Genomic DNA, 23,756 nt, shown 5'->3' with positions numbered 1-23,756 from the left:
TTATCCATCTTCTGAATTCTATTGATTTTATATCTTCCATTCTAGGTCTATACCAGTCAGGGAATAACTCGTCATTCTCATCTAAATATCCATTACCACAATTACAATGAAATGGAAGAGTGGCTTTATTGGTAATTTCATAACCAAAGTCATTTCGGTACCATCTGCTACAACGTTCGCAAGCCTGAATAAGTTTTTCACTATGAAAAGGACATTCATCTATAATCTTAAATTGATGAAAAATACTATGATATCCTTTTTTAATACAAGTTGGACAAATATAAAGGCTGCTATGAAAGTATTTATTTATATTTGTTTTTCCATCAAAAAGTGGTTTGCAAAGCATATCAATAAGATTATTATTATATTCTTTTATAGAAAAACCGAAATAATGTTTAAATTGATTATCATCAATTCCTTTTAATGTTAATAACTCCCGGTGATTCCAACCAATATTTGATTTTAATCCCTTAACATGTTCTGTTCCACATATTTTTAAAAACTCTTTTGAGGGAATTAAGTTTGCATGTTTGATTTTTTCAATAATACCCCAAGGTGATTCAAAATCGGCTATCCACTTAATATCCCATGTCAACCTTGAGCTTTGTGTTTCTGAAGGTTCTAGATGTATGCGATTCAAAATAATTTCAACCCTTTAACCACAGTCTATATCAATTAGATAGCACTATATAATTCAGATTCTATATAACTTGAGTACTTAATGGCATCGATCCATTGAGTTTTTGAAATAGAGCTCAAATCCTCACCTTCAACACCATATTTCTTTAATGCATATTCAATGGCTAAAGTTAAGTATTGCATAGGGATTTCAAATCGAGAACTTAGTCCAGCTTCTCTTCTCATTTCTGTATAAATTCCCATCAACTCATCAGTATAATTTGCCAATCTAAATCCATTTACAAACGCATCAGGAAAATAATATTTAGTAAAGCTGAATCCACTATTTGCAGGGAATTCACAATCTTCATCGTAACCTATTAGGCATTCATACATATCTGAGCGGTTACATACCCCCTCAAATTTATGTTGTTGAACCATAAACCTACCAATTATCTGAGCTTGACCTAGTTCAAGAAAGACAGACCTCTGATCGAGCAACTCTTGTTGTCCTACTAAAAAAACTGTTAAAGAGACTCCGAATCTGTCTAACTCGTTATTTATATCCATTAGCCACCCATACTGTATTTCATGTAATCTTTGTGCATCATCTATGAAAAGTACTATTCTTTTTTGTCGAGAAACTTCAGCTTCTTGAATTAGAAATTTAAGCAATCTTTGTCTTTTAACATTTGCCTTTCCAGAAAAAGGAGTTCCATGCCCAACATCGATTAAAAGATCTTCAAAAAAAACAGCTTCATTAGGGTTTTTATACTTGCGACAAGTAATAAAATAAATAGGTAAACCCTCAAATTCATTGGGAAGTATATGAGTCAGATACTTAATTGCCCTTGTTTTTCCTAGTCTCGGTCGACCGTAAATTATGGCACCAGGAAAACGGTTATTTAAACACTGTTGTATTTTAAAATATAGCTTTTGGATCTCATTTGTTGCCAGCAAATATCTACCTGTTTCAATCGGATGGGTACCATTTGATATTATTGGACGATCTAAGTTTTGAGAAACTTGAATTTGATTTGCTTGTTCCATAATTATTACCTCGACAATTCATTAGAAGGTTAATGTTCTCTTTAATCTTTTTTTATTTTCTACATCAACACTTGGCAACCTATCTTTAGTATCTATTTTAATGGGACTGACATTGTTTAAATTAGACGTATTAACCTTTTTCCTTTCGGATGTATCTGGTATGTTTTTGGTTACTTCCTGTTTGATTACGGCCACCCAAATGTACCACCTCTGCCATTGTTTTTACCAAGGAGTGACAAGAAATTTACCACTAATCGACAACTTATTTACCACTCAAAACCTTTTGTATAATTAGTGAGCATATCTAACGATATGACGCTTTATATGGGAGGTTTTTTTATGATCCATTATCGCAAGATATTGGAATTAAATGACGAGGGGGTTAGTTTAAGAGGCATTGCCGCCAGTACTGGCAACTCTCGGCAAAAAGTTAGCGAAGTCATTGAATTGGCTCGAAAGAAGGGTGTGGAATGCCCGCTAGAAGAGGAGATGAACGATAGATGGATTGAGGAATTTCTTTATCCAGAAAAGACAATGGAAGGCTCCGGCAGGCAGCCTCTTGATTTTGAATATATCCACAAAGAGTTGGCAAAACCCAATGTCACTCTATCTCTTTTGCATCATGAATACGAGGCGGGTAGCCGTGCGAATAATGCGATTCCCTACTCCTATCGGAGTTTCGTACGGTATTACGGCAATTATGCTCAAAAACACAAGGCAACGATGCGTATTCGGAGAAAACCTGGTGAAATAATGGAGGTCGATTGGGCTGGTTCCACACTTTTTTTCATTGACAGGGATACCGGGGAAAAAGTGAAGGCGTATGTGTTTGTCGCTACATTGCCGTGCAGTCAATTTTCCTACGCGGAAGCAACCCTTTCAATGGACCAGCATTCCTGGATTAACGCCCATATTCATGCGTATGAATATTTTGGCGGAGTAACTCAGATTGTGGTTTCAGATAATCTGAAAACCGGTGTAACGAAGCACACTTCAAGGGAGTTAGTATTGAATCCTACGTATAAGGAAATGGCCAACCATTACAGTACAATCGTTATGCCGGCTCGCGTACGCAGCCCTAAGGATAAAGCTAGTGTCGAAGGCTCTGTAGGTACGATTTCAACGTGGATTATAGCAGCTTTGAGAAATACACATTGCTTTAGCATTGAAGAATTGAATGTGGAATTACGGAAGAAACTTGAGGAATTTAACCAGCGTCCTTTTACCCGAAAAGAAGGATGCCGTTTTTCAGCATTTGAGGAAGAGGAGAAATTTGCGCTTTCCCCTCTTCCAGGCACGCCTTACAAGATATCTGAATGGAGAACGGCAAAAGTAAGGCCTGATTACCACATTTCCGTAGACAGCATGTTTTACTCCGTACCCTACGAGTATATCAATCAGGAAGTGGACGTAAAGCTTTCCGATGATATGGTTGTTGTCTATTTTAAGCATATGTGGCTAACTTCACACAAACGATTATATGGGAGATTCGGTCAGCCATCAACCCTTCCGGAACATATGCCAGATAATCATAAGTTATATATAGAGCACACGCCAGAAGTGGCGATTGAGTGGGCCAGCAGCATTGGCTCTTCCACTTCCATTGTGGTGAAATACCTTTTAGATTCCTATCAATCTGAAAGACAAGCATTGCAATCTATCTTTTCTTTAAAGAAACTCGAGCATCGTTATACCAAATATGAGATAGAAATCGCTTGTAAAATGGTGCTTTCCATGACAGGAAGACCGACGGTAAAAAGCATTCAGACCATATTGAAAAGCAACAAGAAAAAAGACGCTGAACAAGAATTAAAACAAAATACAGAAGTAAACGAGACTAATTTCGGCTTCACCCGTGGAGCTTCATATTATGGAGGAAAAGAATAATGTTAAACGAGCATGTGTTATCCAAGCTGCAGGAGATGAATTTAGGAGGGATGGCTGAAGCATTCAAAGAACAATCCTTAAACAGAGAATACCAGTCCATGAGATTTGAAGATCGGTTCTCCTTGCTTGTCGACCTGGAATATTCACGTCGGAAAAGCAATCATTTAAATCGATTAATTAAAAATGCCACATTTTCAGACTCCAAAGCCAGCATTGAGGATATTGAGTATCATGAGGATCGAAGACTTAAGAAGGAACTCATTTTAAAATTGGGCAGCGGCCTTTATATCCAAGATCATCATAACATCATTTTAAAAGGCCCTACTGGCTCAGGCAAAACCTTTATGGCGTGTGCGCTTGGTGTTTCCGCTTGCCGTCAGCAGTATAAAGTGAAATATGTCCGCCTTCCGGAATTACTGGATGAACTGTCACTGGCTAAATTGGCTGCCGACGGCAGCTATCGAAAGATAATCAAAAAATACACAAAAACAGATCTACTCATTCTTGACGAGTGGCTCCTTACGGATCTTTCGAAGGAAGAAGCAAATATCCTGTTGGAGATTACAGAAGCCCGGCACAAAACTGTTTCCACCATTTATTGTTCCCAAATTGATCCGAGCGGTTGGCATATCAAATTGGGGAACGGTACGATGGCAGAAGCCATTTTAGACCGCATTGTCCATGACTCCTACCAGTTATTATTAGATGGGGACATTTCCATGAGGGAACGTCATGGATTGGGCAGAGAGGTTGAGGAATGAGGGATTTATTAACGATTCAGGAAGCTGCCGCACTCTTACAATCTTATGGAATAGAATGTCATTGGCATGATGTTAAGAAATGGGCAGTAGAGGGGAAAATAAAAGCTAAACACGAAAATAGAGTTTACAAAATGGATCAAGATGATGTTTATGAATTCCTCGAATTACTTTGGAAAGGCACATCATATGAAATTGGAATAAGTGATGAAACAAAAATAAGTAGGCTCATTCAGGAAAACAAACAGTTAGAGAAGGAAAACAAAAAACTAAGTCAAAAGTTATCCTCGATGAAGTAAAGCACCATTAGGTTAAAGAATACCCCTGCCATTGGTCGAATAGGCAGGGGTATTCTAATTAAATTTAAGTTGGTAAACAACTTGGCACTTGCCGGTAAATTCTCTGTCATTGAGTGGTAAAAAAGATGGCAGAGGTGGTAAGATCCTATGGCCGTAATCACTGTTCATTTGCTAAAGTTTTTTCTAACGAATTTAATTTATTTCTATATCTTTTATGTGTGATCGCTTTTTCTTTTAAATACTGTTGAAAAGCCTTAATCGGGTCATCTTTTGTGGTAAAGTGAATGAGTTTTTTATTTCTCAAACTAAAAATCTCTTTTCTTAAAGCCAGGCTATGCTTTGTTTTACCCCAATAACCGCTCCCTACTAATTTTCCAAGTTCTGATCCATCTGGTAAATATGCAGTTAAAAACCTTACATCATCAATATTTATAACTAAATCAAGTGTTTTTCCTATTAAGCCTGGGGACCTAAGTAAAAGTTCATTTGTATATCGTACGTTTTCAAACTGAATATACGGTCTTCTTCCCTGCTCTATACTTCCCTTAACTTCCCGTTTAGCTTCAACACATAAAAATGGAATATTGTCTCGCTCCTCTTCCTGAAGTTGGCGAATAATTGGGTCTTTATTTATTCTGTGTTGTAATGCTTCTAATGGGGTTGAAAAACTGGTTCCTTCATTAGGCGTAGAATTATAATCGGCAATTAACACATCTGTTAATTCTTCAAGGTCGTTTATATTCATCTTGAATTTAAGAGCTTGTTTTTCTGGGTTATTTCTTCTAGGATCCTTTGGATTGCTGCCTGTTGTATTTATTAGTCGGTGGAACCCATTTTCCTCAAGTAATCCAAAAAATCTCTCTATTAAAGACCTTTTTGTTGGGGATTTAACTGGACCAGCGTTTACTCTGCAGTTTATGATTCTTTTTACTCTGTCCCTTACTATGATGGATAAATTGGCTTTTGCATTGTCATAATAAAATTCATCCCATAAAGCCCACTTTGATTCTTTTATAAGTCCGGAAGGTATTCCTCCATTTGGTGGATATTTTAAACCTGGAATAGTCAAGTTAAGAGGCTTCCAAGGTTCTATTGATTTTTTCACACATTGCAGAACATCGTTTGAATTGTACTCTTTATTTAACGAAATGTGATATCCGAGAACTGCTCTTGATGCTACATCTATGATCACTAATAACCAAATTCGATCTAAAACCTTAGTAACTTCATCTCCAGAAGGTGTTTCGAAAGTTAATGAGAGGGAAAGGTCAATTTTGTGTCCATCGAATTGTACCCTCTCGTATGGTTTTAAGTAGGTAGGTGCTTGTTCGTTAAAGTGAGTATTTATGTTATCAAGATTTTCATTTTCACTGTTGTATCTATAGCTTGCATCAGACATTTTATCTTCTTCTAATTTTTGAAGATATCTATATAAAGATCTTCTTGCTAACTCTTTAGTGTTAAAGGGGTAATCAAAAGGCGCTTTTATTCCTAACTCTCTACATTTCTCAATAAACCTTTTATGTATTCTGTTTTTTTTCATAACAGGGTCGGTTAGAGACTTATTTTTATTTTTGAAAAATAAAGTATCGATCAATTCTTGTAATACAGGATAGGTTTTTAACAAAAGTGTAAATGCCCCAGTCTGCTGATTGTAGTGCTTCTTTGAAGTAGAGTTTGGTAACTCTTTTCTGTTATATTGTTTAATTGTCTTTCCAGGTATTAATGCATTAAATCCATAAATCATTCCAAACTTATCTTCAAATAAGCACTTCTTGAAAAAATTATTAATTTCTTTCCTATCTATGCCAGTTTCTATCTTTATTTCATTAAGAGAATCGCCTCTTATAAACATCTCTACAGCTTTTTTTCTTTTTTTATAAGTCTCCAAATCTTGATCGGTCATGACATTTAAATTTGCCCTTGGCCAATTGGCTGTATTTAATAATTCGTTGTCGAATGATTCTGTGATTCGCCTTCTGGACAATGGAGCCACACCTCCGTATTTATATTTAATGGTTTTAAGTGTATATTGGATGCTATTTTGTTGTTGAATATTAAGTTATAAAGAGCTACAATGATTCTTTGCTCAGTGATTGAACCTTTTAATTCAGTCAGGATCGTTTTAATTGTCCTTTTCTCAAAAAATATACATTTACTAACTTTATGTATATCTAAATCTAAGGGATTAGAATTAGAAAGATAAGGAATTAACCTTTTTGCATTATTTATTGATAATTGATTTTGTAATAGATAAGAATAATCTTTTACCTCTAATTGTCTGTTATTATTCTTGCACCATTCTGCTAAAAAGGTAATTTCTCTTTTTTGTTTATCACTTTTGCTTGCTTCAATTATTACAAGGCTTTCCTGGCCATTTTTGTATTTTAGCCAGAAGTTAGGAATAACTTCGATTTTTTTCTTATTAAAAACACCCGATATTACTAAAGGACGTTCACAAAATGATATTATTTCATGATTTAGTTCTATCAGCAGCCATACTTCATAATTGGCTTGTCCAAGGTAGCAGACATCACGTTTTAATTTAGGACTATAGGCCTCCCAATAATTCTTATAAAAAGAGCTGTTCCTCTTTATCGGATGCGGTTCATACAAGTGTCACACCTCAATTCATAAATTACATATAGCTTACTCTAATTTTAAATATCTATGAATATATAAAGTAATGGGAAAATCTCAATTTATTTCCTCATTGTTAACTTTATTTTTGATTCTCTCCTTCATTTGGCCGCTTCTCTTGAAAGCTTTACCTCTATTGATTCCTTCAATGTACACTTCAGGATGATGAGATAATAACGTACGGATTTCTTTTTCTGTAAGAAAAATAGAATGTTTAGTTAGCTTGATTTCTATGAATTTCATAATTTATCACCTCATATTTTTATATTTTTATGTTCTCCAATATTTAGATATTTATACTCTCTGTACTAGATTAAAAAAAGAAAAACGTCTACAAATGTAGACGTTGCAGTTTGTCGACAAATAGGGTTCGGAATTCTCTCATTCCGAACCTTTTTTGTCTTTTTATTGCATTTCTCAAGTGGACAGACTCCACTTAACTAATCTTTTTAGGCTTTAATCGGACCCTTCCAAGTCCAGTTGGCGATCTTTTTAAGATTCAAGGCAGCGAAAGTAAGCATCGCCTGCATGGACAATTTTTTCAGCCCCCTAAGGGTTGTCCAGCGCATGCCATGCTTTTCTTTTGCATCTGCGAATACCCGCTCGATGGTTTCCTTTCGCTTTGAATAAATCTCTTTGATCTCTGGCTTATGCCTGAGATGCTCTGCTTCTTCTAGGTACTCTTGCCAGATATGACGGGTAATCACTTTTTGATGGTCCTTGCTTTCTGTGCATTGGGCTAAAAACGGGCAATGGGCACAAACGTGCTTTGGTGATTTATATTCACGGTACCCTTCCTTGGTGGTGGTCGAATACTTGAGAACCTCGCCTGCAGGACATAGATAACAGTCGTAATACTCATCATACACATACTCATGTTTCCGGAAGAAACCATCCTTGGTCCGCGGCCTGGTATATGGAAGGACCGGCGTTATCTCCTGATCAAATAAATACTTCGCAATAGCGGGAGTCTTATACGCTGCATCAGCTGCGACGGCCTTTGGCTTCCCTACATTCTCGGTTACTCGCTTTACCAATGGCTCCAAGATGAGACTGTCATGAGTATTTCCAGGAGTCACAATAGTTCCAAGTACGAACCCATTTCGGTCAGATGCCGCATGAAAGGAATAGGCGAACTGTTTCGTCCGTTCATCCTTCACATAGTACCCGCTCTCAGGATCGGTAGTGCTCTCCTTGATCTCCTTTGTTTCTTCCTTTTCAAACTTTTCTGGTGGAATTGGCTTCTTCCCATGTTCTTCGCGATCCTGGTTGATTTCTTTCTGGAGCTGTTCCTGATAAGCTCGAGTCTCCTTTTCAACCATTTTCTTTTCGAATTTATGCTTATTGGCACTGGCTTTTACATGTGTAGAATCAATGAAGACGTGGTCGGCATTGAGCAGTTTCTTTTCAATCGCTATCTCAAGAATTTCCATGAAGATTTCCTCAAACAGTGTGCTTTCCTCAAAGCGACGTTCGTAATTCTTCCCGAAGGTGGAGAAGTGAGGAATCGGATCATGGAAGCCCAATCCCAGAAACCAGCGATAAGCCATATTGGTTTGTGTTTCCTTGATAGTCTGGCGCATGGAGCGGATGCCGAAAATATATTGAATGAATGGAAGTTTGATTAACATAACCGCATCGATACTTGGGCGGCCCACTTCAGAATAGAGATCCCTTACTCGATCATAGATGAAAGAGAAGTCGATGGCAGCCTCCAACTTCCGGACCAAATGATCCTGGGGAACAAGTTCATCAACGGCGGCCATCTCTACTTGATATCGTGCGGCCAAACTCTTTTTTGACAACATCTCCATCACCTCATGCGTTATATAAGTCCATTTTAAAATAAACGTCCGTACCACTCCACAATAAATTTTGAAGTCCTGTTGATTGTAGTGGAAGGCGCGTAGACTCCTGCGGGATCAGCTGGACAGGTGAGACCCCGCAGGCGCCAGCGGCGACGAGGAGGCTCAGCGCCGGCCCCGCGGAAAGCGAAGCGCCTGGAACGGAAATCAACAGCCACATTCAACCACCAACCAAAAAAAGACTGTAAACAAACACGATTTTCATCGAGTTTGTCTACAGTCTGAAACGTCTACAAATGTAGACGTTGAGATAAACCACTTAAAAATTTATATTTATTGATCTATTCCTTTTAAAAAAAGAAATAGGTAAAATTGCCGTTTTAAAAAAGTAATTTCAAGTTTTATCGAGCAATGCAAAAGACATAACTTTTTACTTTTTTTAAACAATATGCGGGGGCTTTCTACCAAGAATCCTTTAATATTATTGCAACTTTTAAAACCATGATGGTGAAAACTAACTTACAATATAATTATTTTTAATCTTGGACAACTAAAGCTTCCTCCATTGTTTGTCTCCTCATATTTTGAACAGAGTTATTTAAGTTTTGTTCGTTAATACTGTTACACCATTCATTCCAGAACTTCACAGAATTGGAATTAGGTTTAAATATAGGTTCTTTAATTCTAATCCTACTCGGTAGTAAGCACGAATCCCCAACTACTATTGCTTCTCCTATTCCAAGCGTTGGAAGTAAATCTTGTATTCCCCCAAGATTTTCTGGCAAAAGATTACATACTGCTGTTTTATCGGATTGATTTGATAATCTCAATGAAATTACATTATTACATTGGCTCATAATAGTTGTATTTAGCTCAGAAGGTCTTTGGCTTATTATTAATAAACTTACACCATATTTCCTACCTTCCTTAGCAATTCTTTCGAAATGCGATAAAGCCCGACCTTCTGAAGCGTCTGCATTTTGCCTTGATGGTAAGTATAAATGAGCTTCATCGCATATTAATGCTATTGGATGCCTTTGGTCATATGGAGACCACTGTTGGACTTGAAACACCAATCTGGCCACCAAACTAATTACAATCGGTAAAATATCAGAGGGGACTTCTGAAAAGTCAATAATCTTGACCCCAGTCGATTCATGATCTGCCATTCTCATTAGCTTATTTACCAAAGATAAAAGATAGCTTGTATGTAGATGTTCTTCATTTAGATTAAATAAGAAACCGTATCTTCTATCACTTTTTTTGGCATAAAGACGAGGTAGAAACCTACTGAACTTCCCATTAAATGGGCCATTTATTTCCCTATTTGTTCCAGGGTTTATAACTCTTTCGTTATTTAATCGGGTTAATTCATCAATGACAAAGGTTAGATCATAAGGAACAGGACTGTCAATTGTAAAGGTCTCTAGTTCTTCATTCAATCCCTCGGCTACCAAAATGCGTCTCTTTGCTTCAACCACTATGTTCGAGAAAGCCATTGCTTGATTAGGTGCATTTTCATCTGTTCTATCTAAGATTAAAGCTAACATATCCTCATATCCTAACAGCCAATAAGGAAGAAAAATAACGTCATCACCCGGGTTATTTAGGTCACCTGGTCCTGCAATCCGATAAACTTTAATATTTTCATGGCCGCTTAATGGGCTGTATTCGGAGTGTAGATCAAAGACGATCATATTAGCATTTGGTAAATCTGCTACCTGTTCAATTATAGTTGCAGTGGTCCAAGACTTTCCTGATCCAGTTGACCCAACAATCATAGCATGTCTTTGAAAAAAAGCATTCCCATCCAATATTGCGTCAGCATCATTTGCCATGGTAAATGAACCGATTGTCAAAGGAGTTCCCTGAGCTGTTGTTTCATCTCCTATAAGTCTTGTAAAAGCAGTTAGACGCTCACTGTTCAATAAAAAGCACCGTGACCCAATTGCAGGCAGTGTATCCACTGATCTATTAAACGTTGTAAATTCCCTACCTGCTCCCACACCTTTTAAGGTTCCTAATACATTAATGTATACCTCTGCGTTATTAAATACTTCTTCTATTCCATCATCATTTTGAAAATAATCTACTCCAGATTGCAATACCCTGTCAATTCTTCCTATGAGTCTTATATTTGGATTAGAAGTAAATAGAATAACAAAACCATTTACATTTACTTGTTCTAACTTATTTTCCTCAATAACAGAAACGGAAACACTATAACTATCAACTTTTGTAACTTGCCCAATACTCTCTTCTCCATCAATTGTAAACAATATCTCGTTAGTCATTTATTATTCTTCTCCCCAAATCATATTTAATAACCCATGTAAACTCCAAGCCTCATTAGAGGTAGAAAACACCTGCTCATCTTGGAGATCAGAAATGACTCTAGAGCTATCCTCAAATTTTTCTATTGCATAAAAGTTTTTCAATTCATTTCTTTGAATTAAGGAAAAAAAACTAGGAGTTAACGTTCTAGTTGCAATCAACTTGGGGATATTTTCGTTTCTTAATATAGATTGAAAACTAGCTTGAATATGTATATCATTAAATCCAAAACCTAAAAATATCATTGCCTTTGCATCATGTATGCTTTGTTGCATTTCAGCCATAACATTATTATAGGGTTCATAATGAGTTTCAAGGTATTTACCTATACCTGGTGTAACAATTACTGGCTTTATACCTAGATTCTTGAGATTTTCAATTTGCTGGGAAGAAATTGAAGGTATCTTAATAAAGGAATTGTTTTCAAGCTTAAACCATGACAATGACCCATGAGGTTTATAGATTTTGACATGCTTAGTAGTTTCAAATATTGGCTTACTTCCAGGTCTTATTAATTTCCTCATTTTACTTTTAAATAAGACTGAATTCATTGGTCGAGATAATACTCCATTACCAAACCCATCCCATACTTCCCAATTTTCGAATGCAGCTGATACTTCAATTAGGTGGTCATAATTAGTGGTAATAATATTTATGCTATCAATGTTTGTGCTTCTAAACCTTTTAAATAATCGACTAAAGCCTGTTATATCTTCCCCACTTGAAATTTTCAAAAAAGGTGTCATTTCATCCATAAGAATGCAATTCCAAGTAGCTTGAACAATGGAATCAGTAAACTTTTCTGAAATATCACCGAGACTCTGTAATGCTTCCTCTAATCCAATTCCTTCAGATATTTTTTCTATGAAAACCTCCCAATGACGTAGGTCCTCAGCTTCAAAATCGTTGGTTTTTACATTTCCAACCAGATAATTACCAAGTGACCACATTCCTGATATTCCGGCTCCGGAAGAAGTCCCACTACCAACTACAAACACTGGATTTTTTGAGAAAACATCTTCAGCAAATTTTGAAAATACCAAAGAAATCACCTCCTATACATATACATAAAAATACAATTCTTTACAAAAAGTAAATTTTCCTGCTATTTATTGAATTATTTTGTTTAAGAGGCAAGGCATAATTTGAATTTATTTTACTAATTAGAGGGAAATACAAAGGAGGCAATTTTTTTATCAACCACAGAAAAATTCGGGAACTATTAAATATAGAAGTCAGTAAGAGAAGTATCTTAAGGTCATTAGTTAATAACAAAGAAAATGTTATTTATCGATGACAAATACTGTTATTCGTGTGTACTATACATACCAAATGGATTAATGCTAAGGTTATGTTAGTTATGTTGGTTGTTTTTCTTCATTTTAACATTATGTAGGCGTATTCTTTTCATTTATTTTTTGAAGAGAATATACCTACATTAATAAATAAAGCCTGTTATTTAGGCGATTTTCTAATATTTGAATGTAGGACGATTTTCTTCAACGTACATCATTATTTAAAGGAGGCGGTTGTGTAATGATAGAAACTTTAAAAATTTTAACCTCTGTAACCATGGGGTTATCTATGGTATTCACAGGGTTCTTGGCAATTACAAAAGGAGTAAATAAAAGAGTTATAAGATCATTTTCTTTAATTTTTCTGGCGATGCTATTAACTGTTTATAGTGAGGAACTTTCTACAATTCTTTCTCCATATTTCAATTTCTCAAACTTCAATATTGCCAGCTATTTTTTGAGTATGACCGGTGTTGTAGTTGCTATAATTTATCTCAATGGGGGTAAAAGAAAAAGTTATTAAGCATCTGATAAAAACCATCTTGTATTGAATGGAGTTGAAAAAATGGCTAATCTTTCATGGCAGGAAATCCGAACGAGGGCCATTCGGTTTCAAAATGAGTGGAAAGATGAAACCCGGGAACATGCTGAAGCTAAAAGTTTTTGGGATGACTTTTTTGATGTTTTTGGCATTTCTCGCCGCCGAGTTGCCGCTTTCGAAAAACACGTAAAAACCTTAAATGGCCAAGGGTTCATTGACTTGCTTTGGAAAGGTGTCCTTCTGATTGAACACAAATCAAAAGGAAAAGATCTTGAGCGGGCATATAAACAAGCCACAGATTACTTTCCTGGATTAAAAGAATCAGAGTTGCCAAAGTACATATTGGTGTCTGACTTTGAAAACTTTGTTTTATATGATTTGGAACAAGGTGGAGACAGACGGTTTAAGTTAAATCAGTTTGCTCAAAATATTGAATTATTTGGATTCATTGCCGGATACCAAAAGCAAGAAATAAAGGAACAAGATCCTGTTAATATTAAAGCAGCGGAAAAAATGGGAGAACTGCATGATAAGTTAAAATCCGTAGGTTATGCTGGCCACGATTTAGAAGTATTCCTAGTTAGGCTTTTATTCTGCTTATTTGCTGATGATACCGGTATTTTTGAAAAAAATCTCTTCCGTGATTACATAGAACATGAAACTTCGGAGGATGGTCACGACCTCGGTCTATACCTTGCCGGTCTATATGAAACGCTTAACACACCAGTTGAAAACCGGGCAAAAAACATTGATGAAATACTTAATAAATTTCCATATGTAAACGGCAGTTTATTTGCGGAAAGGCTAGGAATAGCTACCTTTGATTCTGAAATGAGAGAATTACTACTTGAAAGTGCTGCGTTAGATTGGGGGCTTATCTCCCCTGCCGTTTTTGGATCTTTATTTCAAAGTGTGATGGATGCAGGGCAGCGCCGAACCTTAGGTGCTCATTATACAAGTGAAGAAAACATCTTAAAAGTGATTAAGCCTCTTTTTTTGGATGAGCTTTGGGAAGAGTTTGAGAAAATCAAAAACATTAAGACGCGCCGAGAGGAAAGACTTCATGAATTCCACGATAAGTTGGCATTACTGAAATTTTTGGATCCTGCTTGTGGTTGTGGAAATTTCCTGATTATTTCATATCGTGAAATTCGAATCTTGGAACTAGAAGTCATACGAGAATTACTCCGAGGACAAATGACTCTAAATATTGATTTGTGGGTAAAAGTAGACGTAGATCAATTTTACGGCATTGAAATTGATGAATTTGCCTCACAAATTGCTCAAGTGGCCTTATGGCTCATTGACCATCAAATGAACATGAAGGTGAGCAATGAATTTGGAGAATATTTTGTCCGTTTGCCGTTAAGGAAACGACCTCATATTGTGCATGGTAACGCCCTCCATCTTGATTGGAGTGATGTTATTGCCAAGAATCAACTAAATTACATTTTGGGGAATCCACCCTTTATAGGCTCAAGTTTGATGACATCAGAGCAAAAAGAGGATTTGAAACAAGTTACGAAAGTGATACCGAAGGCTGGTTCGCTCGACTTTGTAACAGGATGGTATGTTAAAGCAGCAGATTACATTAGAGGAACAAAAATAAAAGTTGGCCTGGTATCCACTAACTCGGTGGTTCAGGGCGAGCAAGCGATTATTCTTTGGAGATATTTAATGTTACAAAAAGACGTGGAGATTCACTTTGCCCACCAAACTTTTAGATGGAATAACGAGGCCAAGGGGAAAGCGGCGGTTTACTGCGTGATTATTGGCTTTAGCAGCATGAGAGGCCTTCCGAAAACTTTATTTTCTTATCCTAGTATCATTGGAGAACCCACTTCCAAATCGGTGGAGATGATTAATCAATACTTATTGGAAGCACCCGTTGTATTTATAGAAAAACGAAGAGAACCCATCAGTAATGCACCATCAATGACTAAAGGTAGCCAACCTACCGATGGTGGTAACTACTTATTCAAGGAAGAGGAAATGAAGGAGTTTATTGTCAAGGAGCCTTTGTCAGAAAAATATTTTAGACCCTGGGTGGGAAGTCATGAATTGATCAACGGTTATCAACGTTATTGTTTATATCTAGCGGATTGCCCACCAGAAGAATTAAGAAAAATGCCCCATGTGTTAGAGCGGGTTGAGAACGTAAAAAGAATGCGGTCATTAAGTAAAAAAGCTGCCACAAGAAAATGGGCGGATTTTCCTACTCGATTGACAGAAGATAGAACCACCGATGAAGATATTTTAATTATTCCTAGACACACTTCTGAAAATCGAAAAATTATTCCAATTGGTTATTTCAAATCCCCTACAATCTGCGGTGATTCAGCTATTCAAGTTGCTAATGCGGATTTGTTTTTGTTTGGCATTTTGAATTCTTCCATGCATATGGCTTGGATGCGGACAGTTTGCGGACGCTTAGAAAGTCGATATAGATATTCCAATACACTGGTTTACAACAACTTTGTATTTCCAGAGCCAACAGAGAAGCAGAAAGATGAAATAGTGAAAAAGGCAAAAAGGATTTTGGATGTACGGAGTAAGTATCCTGATAGTACACTAGCAGATTTATATGATCCTTTGTCCACTCCCCCAGATTTGTTGAAAGCTCACTATGAATTAGATAAAGCGGTAGAAAAAGCCTATGGTAAGACCTTCAAAACTGATGAAGAGCGAGTTGCCCACCTTTTCGATCTATATGTTCAAAAGGCAAGAAAATAATAAACTGAAATAAATGTTCATTAAAATTGTATTTCACGCACAATTCGACAAAAATCGACAAAAAGAATGGAAGTGTTACTTTAATGTCCCACTACTTCAGCTTTAGGTGGTTTATTCTGATAATGACCTGGATAGCTTTTGCTTCCGGGCTCCTTTTTTTAAACCGACTTCTATATCCTAATTACATTAGCAACAATGTATCCCTGCTAATTGCCTTGTTCTGTTTTACTAATGCAGCAGCCCTCTTTACTGCGCTTACAGGCATTAATAAAAAAGTGATTACCTCTGAAAATAATAGTTGGAAAAAAACTGTACTGGAAGCACACAAGGATGAATTTCAAATGATTCAAAAGCAAATTTTGTTTGATCGAGCAATAGAACCAATAAAAAGCCGCGAAGATAAGCTTTTAACTGAGTTCAAGGAGCGAATGGAAAAGGCTAAAGATTCCTGGCGTCTGCAGGCTAAAAATGCATATTCCTCTTTTGAGGTTTACTTTTGTTTAGAAAATCGTTTGAAGATAATCTTTTTCGTTTCTAGAGCTCTTTCTTTCTTACTATCGGTTGGGACCGGATTCATGGTTTTAAACATAACAGAGATACATAGTATTTTCTTTTCTATTTATGGATTGCTTTTATTATTAATGCTTATAGTTTCTTATTATCAGTATACAATCACTAAGAATTTCAAGAGGGTCAAAGAAGAAATTTATCCGAATTTATATGGCGATTACAAGCGGTCAGTTTAAAATCTATCTTAGAAAGGATGGTATGCGATGCCTGCTCCATCAAGAGAAAAGATGGTACACGAAAAGCGGCTAGAAGCTAAATTAGCTGATATGCCGCCTTATGTTGTGGAATATATAAGGGCAAAAAAACGAAGTAAATATTCCGCTTCTACCCTTCTTGGATATGTGCATGATTTCTATAAGTTCTTTCAATGGCTTCGGCAAGAGGGGATTTCAAATGTAGAACTTATTAGGGAAACTTCTCTTGAAACACTGGAAAAGCTCAGTAAAGAGAATGTGGAGTATTATAAAGAGCACTTAGAAGAAGAAGTCATTCAGGAGAGGAATGGAGTCCCTAAGAAAAGATCAAATGATGCTGTGTTGAGAAACATTAATGCACTTAAATCGCTGTTTAACTATCTCACTCAAGAAACCGAAAATCAGGACGGTGAGTGCTACTTTTATCGAAATGTTTTCAGCAAAATCAAGTTGAGTAAAGAAAAGATTACGGCCAACCGGCGCGCAAAAAAAATAAGTTCAATTATTCTTTCGGACCAGGAAATTGATGATTTTTTGTATTTTTTAGAAGTTGAGTATGAAAAGAACCTCAGCAAACACCAGCTGTCCTTATTTTTGCGGGACAAAGAACGGGATATTGCCATTATAAGCGTCTTGCTAGGCAGCGGAGTTCGCGTAAGTGAAATTGCTAATCTACTGATTCATGATATCAACTTCAAAAAAGAACAGATCGACATCATACGTAAGGGAAACAAAGAAGATACGGTACTGGTCCTCCCTTCTGCTCTTAAAGCATTAAAAAGTTACCTTCAGGTTAGAGAAGAGCGTTATAAGAGCGCTAATAGCGTACCTTATGTCTTTGTTACTCGCTATAAGGGTAATGCTCATCCTATATCGGTACGGGCCATACAAAACCTTGTCGCGAAATATACAGTCGCTTTTAACTCACAAGGTGACTCAACAGGTCAAGCGCTAAGTCCACATAAATTCCGTCACACTTTCGCAAGTGAGTGGATTCGCACAGGCGGAAATCTGGTTTTGCTAAGAGATCAATTAGGTCACAGTTCTATGGAAGCGACAAGCAAATATACAAACTTATCAGCAGCGGAAAGTAAGAAAGTCATAGACAGGATGGATAAATCCAGAAATAAAAACTGAGGCTTTAACTCGAGGCCTCAGTTCTTATATTGTGCAAGTTTCTTTTGAGTCAGAGAAAAAGTGCAATCCTCAGGCAAAATAAGTAGTACGCAATAGTTTTCCTTTTCATTTCTTCATTGTTCTTTCTTCGATATCTTTTGTTCGACTAAGAAAATCTAATGCTACCTCTTTGAATCCCTGTTTCTCGTAATAACCAGTAAGATAAATAGTCAACTCAGTCAATTCTTTTTTCTCTAAGCTGTGCAAAAAGTCAATAAATTCCTTGTTGTTCATACAAAATCGCCCCCCTCTTTCATCTTACTTAAAAACACTTAAGTTGTATAGGAAGCCATATCCTCCATCGGTTTATTGAGAGATAGGCCTTAACACCGGTTTAAGTTTAAAATCTGTTGTTATATTGTCACTGAATGGGTAAAATTAGAACAAACGTTCCGAAGGGTGAGTACTAATGTCAATCAAAGATCGAGGAAAAATGAAGTTCAGGATGGTTTCCTTTCAACCAGACCTTTCATCTAAACTTAATCGAATGTACGAAGAGCTAGAAGAGGTAAAAAAACCACTATTAGATGAACAACAGCTTGAACAACTTAATGAAATTATTTATAAAAGCATGGAATTCAACCAAACCGCGGCCGTCACTTACTATACGAAGCGGCAATACAAATTGATCATTGGCCATTTTCACTATTACAATGAAATGAAAAGAACGCTTAAAATTGTCGATAAGTTTGGGGAATGGATTGAAATTAAGTTGACTGAAATAGTTGATATTACGATTAACTAGTGAAGCCACTTTTCGTGTGAAAAGCGGCTTTCTTTGGGATTAGGATGTCTTTAAAGCTTTTTCAGATGTGCAAGGATTGACTTTTGGACTTTCAAAGAGTTCCCTTCCGCCTTTACATTGTCAATAAAGTCTAAATATACAATAGCAATCATTTGTTCTATGGACAGTTCTGTATCGCCCAGAAATGGCTCTAAATCGAATAAAAGCACTTCCGCACGTAAAACCTCAGATTCTTTCATTCGGATGTCTAGATAAGCCGTTTTCACCTTCTGGGATGGCGAATCATCTTCTTCGATAGTTTCAAATTCAAAAACGTGGTTAGTTAAAGGTTTTAAGATTCGTTTCTCTCTTTTTTTGCTTGTAAAATGGCGCTGGATTCCGGATTTAAGGTAGCCGGCAATTTGGTCGTTTTTAGCTCCCCTTTTCACTTGATTAAGGAAGTCGTCATATAACATATAGAGTAACTCGCTTATCCCAAACTGGAATGGTACGTCTTCGGTGAAGTTATCCCTTAAATCATCAATAAAGACTTTCCCGCGGATAAAGTCATAATACGGAATTTCAACAGTTATAAGCTGTCTATCGCTCAAAAAGAGTCGCTTAAAGAACCGAGGCGATTCCATGGTGTTTGACAAATGATTCTGCAACATATTTAACTGGCTATAAGATCTTTTCAATACTCCCCTCTCCTTCCAGCCATTTTAAAACCGAGTTAATAATGTGGTATACCACCTTTCGCTCCGAGAGGTTTTTTTGTATTGCTAAACCATGAGGCCCCCCTATTTCTGCTTCATATATTGTTTCCAGGATATTTGTATGCATATAAGTCTTGGTATCACTGTATTTATCCTTCCACCAAATGATGTGCGGATGCTGCAGACCGAAGTGTAGCAGGTAAGTGTTGAATTTCGTTTGAGTAAGTTCGCCTCTCTTTCCTGACATCCCTAGTCGTTTAGCTTGTTTAAATTGACTCTTTAGTTTCATTTGCATTAAAGGGGTTACGGGAAACTTTATCGAATGGGTTTTGTCTTTGCGAATGGATCTCGGTATTATTGGTTCCGGCTTATCAATCTTGGTTTGAGTTTCATTTTTTACTATTTTATTATTTTCAAATAAAGGGTTGATGTACCCCATCCTCTCCCCCACCTCTTCATTTTTTTGTTGTATTCCATGGTCACTTTTCCACATTTCCATTCTTACGATATATATAATCAGGGGAGGACAAGGTTAGAACTTATTCTTGTATATTTAATAGTGATTTGGTTAATAATGCAGCTAAGAAAGTTGTACGAAGGAGGATGCATGATGCTAAAGAAGAAACGACAGGAGAAAGAATTGAAAGCAATGAAAGAAGCGTCTGAAAAAGCTAAAAAAGCAGGCTTTAAGGTTGTAAAAGTCAGAGTAAAATAATATGTATATTCTTTAATTCCTGGTATATAGATTTATCCATGCTCCCTTAAACAGGACAAAATAGCTCTATTTTGCTTGGACTTTTTCCAGCTGGTTAGCTATAATAAGTGTAGTGTACGGTACACTTTTTGGGGAGTGATTTTGTGGTTGGGATTAATGGTATGGATCCTCTTAGTCTTAAAGTCTTAGAAGCACTAAAAAACGGTGTGAAAGTAAAAGAAATCCCTAAGATGTTCGGAATATCTTTAGATCAGGCCAAGCGGCTGTCCAGATATAAAAACTTGCTTTCTTTAACCAATGGAAAAGTTAGTGAAGAAGCCTGGGTTCTTTTAACTAAGCTGGGGACAAAGGCATTAGTTCTTACCTCTCTAGCTAAGGAAAAGGATTGGCCGGGGTTAAATGAAATTCTTCATTCCGTTTCCCCTTCTATAACGAGAGATGAATTAAGCAAACATATTCCGGCATTGAGGGAAAAGATGGCAAGGATTAATAAATTTCAAAATGAGGTCGATTTAAAACTTTCCAGGCTGGACCATAACGAAAAAATCTTGCTAAAAAAGCAAGAAGAGTTAAGTCAAATGCAGAATGAAATCGCTAATAAAGAAAGCTATCTTAATAAATACGAAAAGTCAGTCAGAGATTTTTTACTGGAACACTTAGGAGTCACCAAAGACGGCAGACTCTGTTTAGCAAAAAGATTGGATTACAGATGGCAAAAGAACCTACAGGAAAAGGGCGCCATTTTTTTTAACAAGCCACCATCAATAATGAATCCTCATTATGATGATTGGATGAACGAGAATGCTAATGCCCAATACATCTTTCTAATCAAGGACCTAGATATGATCGCAGCAGATCTGCTGAAGCGGTGGAAACGAGGATGGGATTGCTCCTGGAATTATGAAAAGGAATCTCGAAGGGGTGAAAATAACGAATTCACAAGAAATTGGGATATTCCAAGAAATCCAGGCTACAAAGGAGTAAGAGGATTATTAAGTGACTATGAAGACGAAATTGCTCAGTTGAAGGAGGGTATTAGAGCTATTCAATTAGAGAGAGAAGAAATACAAGAAGAAATGAGTTCTCTCAGAAAAAATTCCCCCAAATCGTTCTTTGAACAAGTGGAAGCAAGTAATAAACTTTCTATGAGGGAAATTAAAAGACATGGCGAATTACAGGATATTGCCCTTAAATGGTTATTCCACCAAGGGTATGCATGTTTAACGGAGTTTACGCTCGATAGCGGTAAAAGAATAGATGTAATTGGCTACAACGAACATGGCCATATAATTGCAGTAGAGGTAAAGGCTTCGCGCAGAGATTATTTATCCGACAAGAAATGGACCCAGTATCTAGATTACTGTGATGATTTTTACTTTTTTCTGGATGATTCTAATTGGCATATACACGCTGGATCAGGACTGTTACTTCCGAAAGGAAACAGTCTTAATGTCCAATCGCCATGTGAAGTTGAATGTTCTCCGAAAAATAGGGAGAGCATTATTTTTGCTGTTGCCCGTGGTCTTTCCAAGAAGTTCATATTCGGATACTAATTAAGCCCTGCTGCCCCCGGGGCTTTTTCCATTTGTAAAATTGTTTCAGTGATGTTCTCAGACTCATTCAATTCCACTTTAATCAGCCTGTCGAAGAATACCGTTCGTTTAATTTCTTGCCACCAATTGAATGCGAGTTCTTCTGGCCTTTTTCCTTTTGTCTGGAATATTCCTTGCTGGGTAACCAAACCCGCTGGGGAATCGTATTTAATTGTAATCAATATAGCCATTGAACCCTAAAACTCCCTTCCTGGAAACTTGCGCATATTGCTAATAAATATGAACCCGTTATATAGTATAAAGCATATTGACCTTACCAAATTCAGGTATTATAATGATAATATAAAGTGTAATATTTAGTATTGATTTTATAATCTGGCGGTGAGAATTTATGAACACATTGCTAAGTATAGCAAACGGAGCCCTTCAATATCACAGAGGCAAGCAAACAGGGCTTGCTGGACTATTTGGGATAGCAGTTGCCCTTTTGGTAGCATACCAATGGGAACGAATTTCCCCTTTTTTGGATGCTATGGGAATAGTGGATTTTTTCAGGAATGCTGGATTGGTGTATGAAGGAGAAGCTGGATTAACGGGTTTAGCTGTATTCATGTTTGTTTTCAAATTGTCTATCCTGTTCATTGCCACGTTGATCCTGTTAATGTTTATCACCTTAATCTTAACTTTTGTTTTTACAAACGAAAAGACAGCCTTGGCGATTATGATGCCTATTATCTATATAGTGGGCTTTCCTATTGCTCTGTTGTATGGCCTTTACCAGTTAATCTTTAACCGTAAAAAGCACGGGGAAGAAGCGGAAAGGAGAATGTTACTCGGGAATCCCCAAGACCAATTATTAAGGGAGTACACTCTTGAAGTTCCAAGAGAGCAAGCGTTAGGTCGGCTGAATCGCATTCCGACATTAGGGGATGATTTATTTCTACTTGGCTTAACTGAAGAAAATCACCTTTATATGTTGTTGCCAAGGCCAATTAATTTCGAAACAGGAAAATATGATGCTGGGGATATCGAGATGATACCACTTTTTGTAGAGGGGTATGAACCACAAAAATATAAAAAAACATCCATGTTTGAAATCTTACCTAGTCAATTTATCGTTCGATTTAATAAACACGACAGGATTGTTGCACCTTCTGTAAAAATAAAAAAATTTCTTCATTCGAACAGTGAGGACGTAAAACGGAGTTTTAAGAATTACAGGCATACCATAGAATATGCGAACTATGTAAAGGATACTCAAACCGAATATTTCAGCACTAAAGAAACTATTCTAAACAACCTAAAAAAAACAACCGAGAAGCGTATTTTCAACAATCTTGTAAATCGAATGAAAATGTTCGATGCGAATAACGAAGATGTTGTAAAAATGATGCTTGATTCAGAAAAGGAAATGAAGGAGCATGAATGAATAAAAAAGCATTTTTAGAGATTCTGGAACCACATAAAGAACATATTACGACAATAAAGGCTTGGGACGCGTACGCGAAAAATCAGGGGCTTCCCCCTTCTGTCACCTTGATTTATCACTTTAAATCCTGGTCTAACGTAAAAAGAACTTTGGGGGTGCCTAATAAGTATAGAAGCTATAAGTTTTCGGAATTGGAGGAAATCGCCTTTCTTCATAAGGATAAATTTCGCAGAAAATCAATATGGGATGAATATTCTAAAAAAAATGGATTGCCTGCTTCCGCGACTTTTATAAAAGCTTTTGGTAGTTGGCAAAAACTCAAAGTGCATATTGGTTTAGGGGATGAAAAGAGGAAGGACGATCTATACTCTAGAGAAGATATCGAGAAAATATTGACAACTCATGCTGAACATTATGAAAACCGTAAACAATGGGATGAATATGCAAAGGAGAATAAACTGCCGACTTATAAAACTATAAAAAAGCATTTTGATTATAATGATATCCTTTCTATCGTCAATAAGAGAAATAGGTATGTAATAACAAAAGAAGAGTTAATCAATCTCACTAAGTGCCATAAAGAGCGTTTCCTGCACAGTAGTATGACTCGATGGGATGACTATGCTTCTGAAAACCACTTACCCTCTAGTCAAGTATATTTTAGAGTATTTGGTTCTTGGAATAAGGCAAAAAATGAAATTACTTTACGCACATAAAGA

At 36.6% G+C, this 23,756-nt stretch carries 23 protein-coding genes and 1 pseudogene; 11 read left to right on the top strand and 13 right to left on the bottom strand.

The features are described from left to right. The 3 genes and pseudogenes from ACH0QE_RS17720 to ACH0QE_RS17710 all read right to left on the bottom strand — a co-directional run. Positions 1 to 640, bottom strand: a pseudogene (locus ACH0QE_RS17720) (hypothetical protein); the annotation flags it as partial. 35 nt (positions 641 to 675) lie between these two features. Continuing rightward, positions 676 to 1,668, bottom strand: a complete 993-nt coding sequence (locus ACH0QE_RS17715; RefSeq protein WP_415780984.1) for an ATP-binding protein — start codon at positions 1,666 to 1,668, stop codon at positions 676 to 678. Between the two features lie 21 nt (positions 1,669 to 1,689). Then, a complete protein-coding gene (locus ACH0QE_RS17710; RefSeq protein WP_415780983.1) occupies positions 1,690 to 1,863 on the bottom strand; it encodes a hypothetical protein in 174 nt (57 codons plus the stop codon). 144 nt (positions 1,864 to 2,007) lie between these two features. Here ACH0QE_RS17710 and istA point away from each other — a divergent pair, with 144 nt between their 5' ends. Genes istA through ACH0QE_RS17695 form a run of 3 tightly spaced genes read left to right on the top strand, consistent with a single transcriptional unit; the run spans position 2,008 to position 4,612 of the window. Next, positions 2,008 to 3,555 carry an IS21 family transposase gene (gene istA / locus ACH0QE_RS17705; RefSeq protein WP_415780982.1) on the top strand — a complete coding sequence of 516 codons (1,548 nt, stop codon included), beginning with the start codon at positions 2,008 to 2,010 and terminating at the stop codon, positions 3,553 to 3,555. Continuing rightward, the gene (gene istB, locus ACH0QE_RS17700; RefSeq protein WP_044390394.1) at positions 3,555 to 4,316 is read left to right on the top strand and encodes an IS21-like element helper ATPase IstB; all 762 of its coding nucleotides are present in this window, start codon (positions 3,555 to 3,557) and stop codon (positions 4,314 to 4,316) included. The genes istA and istB overlap by 1 nt, the downstream gene beginning before the upstream one ends. Next, a complete protein-coding gene (locus ACH0QE_RS17695; RefSeq protein WP_044390395.1) occupies positions 4,313 to 4,612 on the top strand; it encodes a hypothetical protein in 300 nt (99 codons plus the stop codon). The genes istB and ACH0QE_RS17695 overlap by 4 nt, the downstream gene beginning before the upstream one ends. Before the next feature lie 157 nt (positions 4,613 to 4,769). Here ACH0QE_RS17695 and ACH0QE_RS17690 read toward each other — a convergent pair whose 3' ends face one another. The 6 genes from ACH0QE_RS17690 to ACH0QE_RS17665 all read right to left on the bottom strand — a co-directional run bounded on the left by ACH0QE_RS17690 (position 4,770) and on the right by ACH0QE_RS17665 (position 12,434). Further along, a complete protein-coding gene (locus ACH0QE_RS17690) occupies positions 4,770 to 6,599 on the bottom strand; it encodes a hypothetical protein (protein ID WP_415780981.1) in 1,830 nt (609 codons plus the stop codon). After that, positions 6,554 to 7,228 (bottom strand): hypothetical protein, encoded by a 675-nt coding sequence (locus tag ACH0QE_RS17685; RefSeq protein ID WP_415801827.1) that lies wholly within the window; start codon positions 7,226 to 7,228, stop codon positions 6,554 to 6,556. Before ACH0QE_RS17685 ends, ACH0QE_RS17690 begins: the two co-directional genes overlap by 46 nt. 81 nt (positions 7,229 to 7,309) lie before the next feature. Further along, on the bottom strand, positions 7,310 to 7,495 hold the full coding sequence (locus ACH0QE_RS17680; protein WP_214911602.1) for a hypothetical protein: 186 nt from the start codon (positions 7,493 to 7,495) through the stop codon (positions 7,310 to 7,312). 206 nt (positions 7,496 to 7,701) lie between these two features. After that, entirely contained in the window at positions 7,702 to 9,060 is a 1,359-nt protein-coding gene (locus tag ACH0QE_RS17675; RefSeq protein ID WP_415780303.1) for an IS1182 family transposase, read from the bottom strand. Between the two features lie 533 nt (positions 9,061 to 9,593). After that, positions 9,594 to 11,351 (bottom strand): ATP-binding protein, encoded by a 1,758-nt coding sequence (locus ACH0QE_RS17670; protein ID WP_415780304.1) that lies wholly within the window; start codon positions 11,349 to 11,351, stop codon positions 9,594 to 9,596. Positions 11,352 to 11,354: 3 nt separating this feature from the next. Further along, positions 11,355 to 12,434 carry an SIR2 family protein gene (locus tag ACH0QE_RS17665; protein ID WP_415780305.1) on the bottom strand — a complete coding sequence of 360 codons (1,080 nt, stop codon included), beginning with the start codon at positions 12,432 to 12,434 and terminating at the stop codon, positions 11,355 to 11,357. Between the two features lie 493 nt (positions 12,435 to 12,927). On the opposite strand from ACH0QE_RS17665, the gene ACH0QE_RS17660 reads away from it, so the two are divergent. From ACH0QE_RS17660 to xerS, 4 genes are all read left to right on the top strand, one after another. Then, positions 12,928 to 13,209, top strand: a complete 282-nt coding sequence (locus tag ACH0QE_RS17660; RefSeq protein WP_415780306.1) for a hypothetical protein — start codon at positions 12,928 to 12,930, stop codon at positions 13,207 to 13,209. 42 nt (positions 13,210 to 13,251) lie between these two features. After that, entirely contained in the window at positions 13,252 to 15,960 is a 2,709-nt protein-coding gene (locus tag ACH0QE_RS17655; protein WP_415801826.1) for a DNA methyltransferase, read from the top strand. A gap of 122 nt (positions 15,961 to 16,082) precedes the next feature. Beyond that, entirely contained in the window at positions 16,083 to 16,706 is a 624-nt protein-coding gene (locus tag ACH0QE_RS17650; protein WP_415801825.1) for a hypothetical protein, read from the top strand. 27 nt (positions 16,707 to 16,733) lie between these two features. Next, positions 16,734 to 17,861 carry a tyrosine recombinase XerS gene (xerS, locus tag ACH0QE_RS17645; RefSeq protein WP_415781350.1) on the top strand — a complete coding sequence of 376 codons (1,128 nt, stop codon included), beginning with the start codon at positions 16,734 to 16,736 and terminating at the stop codon, positions 17,859 to 17,861. 105 nt (positions 17,862 to 17,966) lie between these two features. On the opposite strand, the gene ACH0QE_RS17640 is transcribed toward xerS, so the two are convergent. Then, positions 17,967 to 18,134 (bottom strand): hypothetical protein, encoded by a 168-nt coding sequence (locus ACH0QE_RS17640; RefSeq protein WP_415781349.1) that lies wholly within the window; start codon positions 18,132 to 18,134, stop codon positions 17,967 to 17,969. A 175-nt stretch (positions 18,135 to 18,309) separates the two neighbouring features. On the opposite strand from ACH0QE_RS17640, the gene ACH0QE_RS17635 reads away from it, so the two are divergent. Beyond that, positions 18,310 to 18,645 (top strand): YolD-like family protein, encoded by a 336-nt coding sequence (locus tag ACH0QE_RS17635; RefSeq protein ID WP_415781348.1) that lies wholly within the window; start codon positions 18,310 to 18,312, stop codon positions 18,643 to 18,645. A gap of 50 nt (positions 18,646 to 18,695) precedes the next feature. Here the strand turns inward: ACH0QE_RS17635 and ACH0QE_RS17630 are convergent, their stop codons facing one another. Together ACH0QE_RS17630 and ACH0QE_RS17625 are read right to left on the bottom strand one after the other, a co-directional pair. After that, complete coding sequence (locus ACH0QE_RS17630) at positions 18,696 to 19,322, bottom strand: hypothetical protein (RefSeq protein ID WP_415781346.1); 627 nt, start codon at positions 19,320 to 19,322, stop codon at positions 18,696 to 18,698. After that, on the bottom strand, positions 19,306 to 19,779 hold the full coding sequence (locus tag ACH0QE_RS17625) for a hypothetical protein (RefSeq protein ID WP_415781345.1): 474 nt from the start codon (positions 19,777 to 19,779) through the stop codon (positions 19,306 to 19,308). Before ACH0QE_RS17625 ends, ACH0QE_RS17630 begins: the two co-directional genes overlap by 17 nt. A 419-nt stretch (positions 19,780 to 20,198) precedes the next feature. On the opposite strand from ACH0QE_RS17625, the gene ACH0QE_RS17620 reads away from it, so the two are divergent. Next, entirely contained in the window at positions 20,199 to 21,608 is a 1,410-nt protein-coding gene (locus tag ACH0QE_RS17620) for an MmcB family DNA repair protein (RefSeq protein ID WP_415781344.1), read from the top strand. On the opposite strand, the gene ACH0QE_RS17615 is transcribed toward ACH0QE_RS17620, so the two are convergent. Further along, entirely contained in the window at positions 21,605 to 21,838 is a 234-nt protein-coding gene (locus ACH0QE_RS17615) for a hypothetical protein (RefSeq protein ID WP_415781343.1), read from the bottom strand. The two genes, ACH0QE_RS17620 and ACH0QE_RS17615, sit on opposite strands and share 4 nt — an antisense overlap. A gap of 161 nt (positions 21,839 to 21,999) precedes the next feature. Here ACH0QE_RS17615 and ACH0QE_RS17610 point away from each other — a divergent pair, with 161 nt between their 5' ends. Next, complete coding sequence (locus ACH0QE_RS17610) at positions 22,000 to 23,037, top strand: hypothetical protein (RefSeq protein ID WP_415781342.1); 1,038 nt, start codon at positions 22,000 to 22,002, stop codon at positions 23,035 to 23,037. Next, positions 23,034 to 23,753 carry a hypothetical protein gene (locus tag ACH0QE_RS17605; RefSeq protein ID WP_415781341.1) on the top strand — a complete coding sequence of 240 codons (720 nt, stop codon included), beginning with the start codon at positions 23,034 to 23,036 and terminating at the stop codon, positions 23,751 to 23,753. The genes ACH0QE_RS17610 and ACH0QE_RS17605 overlap by 4 nt, the downstream gene beginning before the upstream one ends. Positions 23,754 to 23,756 lie beyond the last annotated feature (3 nt).

The organism is Mesobacillus sp. (assembly GCF_047739415.1).
Lineage (GTDB): Bacteria > Bacillota > Bacilli > Bacillales > Cytobacillaceae > Mesobacillus.
Note: the sequence above shows the minus strand (reverse complement) of the source record. Positions and strands in the feature narration are given on the sequence as shown.

Coding starts and splice junctions, on each gene's coding strand:
- ACH0QE_RS17715 (WP_415780984.1), bottom strand. CDS start 1,668: ATGGAACAAGCAAATCAAATTCAAGTTTCTCAAAACTTAGATCGTCCA.
- istA (WP_415780982.1), top strand. CDS start 2,008: ATGATCCATTATCGCAAGATATTGGAATTAAATGACGAGGGGGTTAGT.
- istB (WP_044390394.1), top strand. CDS start 3,555: ATGTTAAACGAGCATGTGTTATCCAAGCTGCAGGAGATGAATTTAGGA.
- ACH0QE_RS17695 (WP_044390395.1), top strand. CDS start 4,313: ATGAGGGATTTATTAACGATTCAGGAAGCTGCCGCACTCTTACAATCT.
- ACH0QE_RS17680 (WP_214911602.1), bottom strand. CDS start 7,495: ATGAAATTCATAGAAATCAAGCTAACTAAACATTCTATTTTTCTTACA.
- ACH0QE_RS17675 (WP_415780303.1), bottom strand. CDS start 9,060: ATGTTGTCAAAAAAGAGTTTGGCCGCACGATATCAAGTAGAGATGGCC.
- ACH0QE_RS17670 (WP_415780304.1), bottom strand. CDS start 11,351: ATGACTAACGAGATATTGTTTACAATTGATGGAGAAGAGAGTATTGGG.
- ACH0QE_RS17660 (WP_415780306.1), top strand. CDS start 12,928: ATGATAGAAACTTTAAAAATTTTAACCTCTGTAACCATGGGGTTATCT.
- ACH0QE_RS17655 (WP_415801826.1), top strand. CDS start 13,252: ATGGCTAATCTTTCATGGCAGGAAATCCGAACGAGGGCCATTCGGTTT.
- ACH0QE_RS17650 (WP_415801825.1), top strand. CDS start 16,083: ATGACCTGGATAGCTTTTGCTTCCGGGCTCCTTTTTTTAAACCGACTT.
- xerS (WP_415781350.1), top strand. CDS start 16,734: ATGCCTGCTCCATCAAGAGAAAAGATGGTACACGAAAAGCGGCTAGAA.
- ACH0QE_RS17640 (WP_415781349.1), bottom strand. CDS start 18,134: ATGAACAACAAGGAATTTATTGACTTTTTGCACAGCTTAGAGAAAAAA.
- ACH0QE_RS17635 (WP_415781348.1), top strand. CDS start 18,310: ATGTCAATCAAAGATCGAGGAAAAATGAAGTTCAGGATGGTTTCCTTT.
- ACH0QE_RS17625 (WP_415781345.1), bottom strand. CDS start 19,779: ATGGGGTACATCAACCCTTTATTTGAAAATAATAAAATAGTAAAAAAT.
- ACH0QE_RS17615 (WP_415781343.1), bottom strand. CDS start 21,838: ATGGCTATATTGATTACAATTAAATACGATTCCCCAGCGGGTTTGGTT.
- ACH0QE_RS17610 (WP_415781342.1), top strand. CDS start 22,000: ATGAACACATTGCTAAGTATAGCAAACGGAGCCCTTCAATATCACAGA.
- ACH0QE_RS17605 (WP_415781341.1), top strand. CDS start 23,034: ATGAATAAAAAAGCATTTTTAGAGATTCTGGAACCACATAAAGAACAT.